The sequence below is a fragment of the Aliikangiella maris genome (genome assembly GCF_040719265.1).
Lineage (GTDB): Bacteria > Pseudomonadota > Gammaproteobacteria > Enterobacterales > Kangiellaceae > Aliikangiella > Aliikangiella maris.
The window spans coordinates 1-3,820 of sequence record NZ_JBFDAH010000065.1 but is presented as its reverse complement, the minus strand read 5'-3'; the positions used below and the strand labels follow the sequence as shown (position 1 = coordinate 3,820).

The window sequence follows — 3,820 nt, the reverse complement described above, 5'->3', positions numbered from 1 at the left end:
TTCTACAGAAAAATTAAGTTTCCCGAATTCACGTTATAAAGAAGAATTGAATGATCATGTTAATTTGGCTGAAAAGGATTGAATGGTTCGACATTAATGTGGGAAATCACACTTTGGCCTGTGAATTAAAGAACTTGAGGAGATGAAAGTTGAAGACCTTTTGGATAAACGAATTTTTCTAGAAAAGGATAAGCCTAGATATAGCTTTGAGCTACCTGAAGTTGAAGAGGATTTGTTTAAGATAGACTCAAACGAAGACTTAAAATTACAAGGAATTGATTTAGATAAATCTACTTTTGGTGAAGGATTTGGATTTGGTGTTGATATTGATGAGATGTTGACGGTAAAACCTTATGAAAATAAAGATTTGAGTTTGGAAGAGAGAGCTGCGCTTAAAATGGAGTATAAAGCTGCTAAACAAGCTGAAATGAGAGAGGCCAGATTAGATTTTGAAACTAGTGGGCTGGAAGCGATAAATAAATTTAATTCTGATGTCGATGAATATATTGATGAAATTGAAGCTGATCAATATTACGAAAGAGAAGCAGCGAAAGCTTATTTTAATTATGCTTTTGAACATGCAGAAATTATAGGTGGTTTAAAGGCGAAGTATGGAATTCAAGACCAATTAAAACATATCAAAAATACTAGTTTCTATGTTGAAGACCTTGATGATTTAATTGAGCTTGAAAATACTTATGATAGAAGTTGGGAAATATCAGGGCAAAAAGCATTTGTGAGTGATGTTGTTAATACTGGTATGACTGCTGTTAGCATCATTGCTGGAGGTATGGGAGTTGGATCCATATTTAATTTAGGGAAAATGGCAGTCTCTTCTACTTTTAGAATTGGAAGTGGACTTGGGAATTTTGTTGGTACTTCCTTATCTGGTGTTAGAGCTACATTATCAGGTACTTTAAAAAGTATAGGACCTGGCGTATCACCATACGCTGCACTGTTATCTAATGTGGGTCAAAATTATTATGCACTTGCAAGTGCTGGTTCTCTGACTATAGGCGTTGGTTCCATGTTTATTCCTGGAATGGATTATATGCCTGGTGTTGATGATGTTATGCGGCTTACTGCTAAAGGTGCAAAGGCTTCCTTTAAAGCAATAGATAATTTGTCGGATATTAATTTCACGCAGTTTGGAAAGTTTACTGATGATCTTAATGTAAGTTGGAAAATGGATGAAGGATGGTCGAACGTAAATTCTAAAGGTATTGTAGATGATTTAGCCGTTGATTCATTTAATCTGAAATCATTGGATAATGTTGCACCTATTCATCCTGGTAGGTTAGCTGCAGAATCGTTAGAAACTAACACAAGTTCATTATTACGAGCTTTGAGAACAGCTGGAACTCCAGAATCTTTAGCGACAGCTAAGCTAATTAGCAAAGGTAAAGTTAATGTTAAGATGTTTGATTCAGATCCGTTAAAACAAGGAGTAGGGGGACGATATTACTTTGGAACTAATAACATTGAGATATACCGATCAGCCTTTACTAACAATAATCAAGCAGCGGGTTATGCAACTCATGAAACTGTTCATTTTATGCAAGGATTAACTAGGAGAAATTATCATAGAGGTCATGAATTTGAAGCATTTAGAGCTCAAGGAGCCGTAGATAAGTCTCATTTTACTAATAGTTGGAATAATACCGAATTAACTGACTGGATTGATAAAGTCTATTATGATGTACGTAAGGCTCCTTCTGTATTTACTGATACTGGAAGACGATTTGGGTATTCAGTGGGAGGAAATCTTAATACTTTCGAAGTGCCGAGGGTTGATAGTGCGTTATCTAAAGTTTATGATGGAAATGTTCCAAATACCAATGCATTAGAAATAACACCAAATTTAAAAACGATAGACTCAACAACATTCTTTAAGGCAGATCACTTTAGAAGTGTTGAAACTCCTTTTAAACCTTTAGGTGAAAATGCTAAGAAAACTTTAAAGGCTAAAGTTGCGGATCGAAGTATTACCAAGGAAGAGTGGCATCACCTGCAATGGGATCGACGACTTAGTAATAGAAGGAGTAGAGGCGTTGCACGATATTGGAGTTTAGAGCGTAAACGTCTACAACAAGGGCAGCCCGGAACAAGAAATTGGAGTGTAGAACAAAGAGAAGCTATATTGGCTAGAAAAACTCCAAAATATAATGGTGAAGCGATGGAAGGTCACCATATGTATAATGTTGTAGATTATCCTCAATTAGCTGACTTTGGGCATAATATTTATCCTGCAACACCTGCTGAACATTTGTATAGATTGCATGGAGGAAACTTTCAGAATGAAACGAGAGGATTCCCATTAAATCCATTATTTAGTGAAGAGTTTTAATTTAGGTAATAGTTATGTCAAAAATTTCAATTTCTACAGCAAAGCCTGAAAGCAATGTTAGTGCTCTAAAGGTTATTAAAGATGTTACAGGTTTGTCTATAGACTCTGTTCGCTCCCGGCTCTCAGACGGGAAACGAGGAGTCTTTTATACTACGGAGCTTTTTTTAAATGATCACAAGGAAAAAGAAGCTCAAATAAGAAAATTGATATCGGAACTTTCAAAGTTAGGCATAGAGTTATTTATCATGGAAGTTGAACATGATGAAAACTGGGCGGATGTTCATGATTTTGACTCGATTAGAATATCAACAGCTGAGCTACTAAACATGTTAGATGAGAATACTGATAAGTTTAGTTGACCATCAAGTTTAGCTTTACCTTACCATTTATTTGGTAAGGTAAAGTTCCAAACAAAATTTTACTAGTAGTTGATGTATTATTGCCTTTAAAGTTTAGGAATAAAAGCGTTCTAATTGTAATATCTGGTATTAAAAATGTATTAGCTAAAAATGCTTTGTAGTCTGGAGTATTGGATTTAATAGGTATCTTGCTACCTTTGTCGTCTAGCCCAATTGATGAGTTAAACTCTTGTACAAATCAGTTGTATTCAAATTTATCAAAAGGAGGGGCAATAGTAGTATTCAGGTATGAAGGGTGTGATGAAGCTACAGAATGTGATGCTAAAAATTACGAGATATTATTAGTGGCTAGTAATTAAACTAGTTTGTTAAGTAGAGAAAGTTTTTAAAAGTTATTCCAGCCTATTTTGTTGTATTGGTAAAGGGTTCCATCTAATTTTGATGGTAACAGAGTTAACTAATGGAGTGTATGCAAATGCCTATTTGTAATAACTGCGGTTCTAATAATTGGGAAGTAACACCAGATATTGGAGCACTGGAAAAATTAAAGTGTCTAAACTGTGGTTGGGAGGGCTCTGCTCATGCAAACTCGCCTAAATCTCATGGAAACCCATACGAGGGAGAAGCACTTTTTAAATTACAAATATATTTAAATAAAAATATTAATGTAAAGCAAATTGCTGAATTAAAGAAAAAATTTAGAGTATTTGAGTTAATGACTACTATTGAAATTAAAAAGGCAGTAATGCAGGAGAAAGTTATTGAATTAGGGAATTTTCCAAGTACTTTGGTTGAATTATCCAAGCAAAAGCTTGCTGATATTCACTTACAAGATTTGCTTAAAATTGAAGCTATAAAGTGAGTGAAAAGCAAAAACAAAAACTAAACAAAAACCAAAGGACACCCATAACTTGAAACGCATTGAACAGGTGCATTTTTCTTTGTGATACTAAAAAAAAGATAAGGGGTCAATTCACTTGTTCAGTATTGAGGGCTGTGATAGCCTATAAATTATGCCTAGACCCCTTCGCATAGAATATGAAGATGCCTATTACCACGTCATGAGTCGAGGGCGTGATAAAGGTCGTCGAAATATCTTCCATTCAGAAAAATT

3 protein-coding genes are annotated in these 3,820 nt (G+C 34.7%); all 3 read left to right on the top strand.

Annotated features, from left to right (window positions below):
* The first annotated feature begins 142 nt into the window (after nt 1-142).
* The 3 genes from ABVT42_RS21715 (at nt 143) to ABVT42_RS21705 (ending at nt 3,568) form a co-directional block, all read left to right on the top strand.
* Nucleotides 143-2,347, top strand: a complete 2,205-nt coding sequence (locus tag ABVT42_RS21715; RefSeq protein WP_353898021.1) for a hypothetical protein — start codon at nt 143-145, stop codon at nt 2,345-2,347.
* Nucleotides 2,348-2,361: 14 nt separating this feature from the next.
* Nucleotides 2,362-2,706 (top strand): hypothetical protein, encoded by a 345-nt coding sequence (locus tag ABVT42_RS21710; RefSeq protein ID WP_353898022.1) that lies wholly within the window; start codon nt 2,362-2,364, stop codon nt 2,704-2,706.
* Between the two features lie 475 nt (nt 2,707-3,181).
* On the top strand, nt 3,182-3,568 hold the full coding sequence (locus ABVT42_RS21705; protein WP_353898023.1) for a DUF951 domain-containing protein: 387 nt from the start codon (nt 3,182-3,184) through the stop codon (nt 3,566-3,568).
* Nucleotides 3,569-3,820: the final 252 nt, after the last annotated feature.

Excerpts from the sequence above, each read along its gene's own strand:
- ABVT42_RS21715 (WP_353898021.1), top strand. The coding sequence starts at position 143 with ATGAAAGTTGAAGACCTTTTGGATAAACGAATTTTTCTAGAAAAGGAT.
- ABVT42_RS21710 (WP_353898022.1), top strand. The coding sequence starts at position 2,362 with ATGTCAAAAATTTCAATTTCTACAGCAAAGCCTGAAAGCAATGTTAGT.
- ABVT42_RS21705 (WP_353898023.1), top strand. The coding sequence starts at position 3,182 with ATGCCTATTTGTAATAACTGCGGTTCTAATAATTGGGAAGTAACACCA.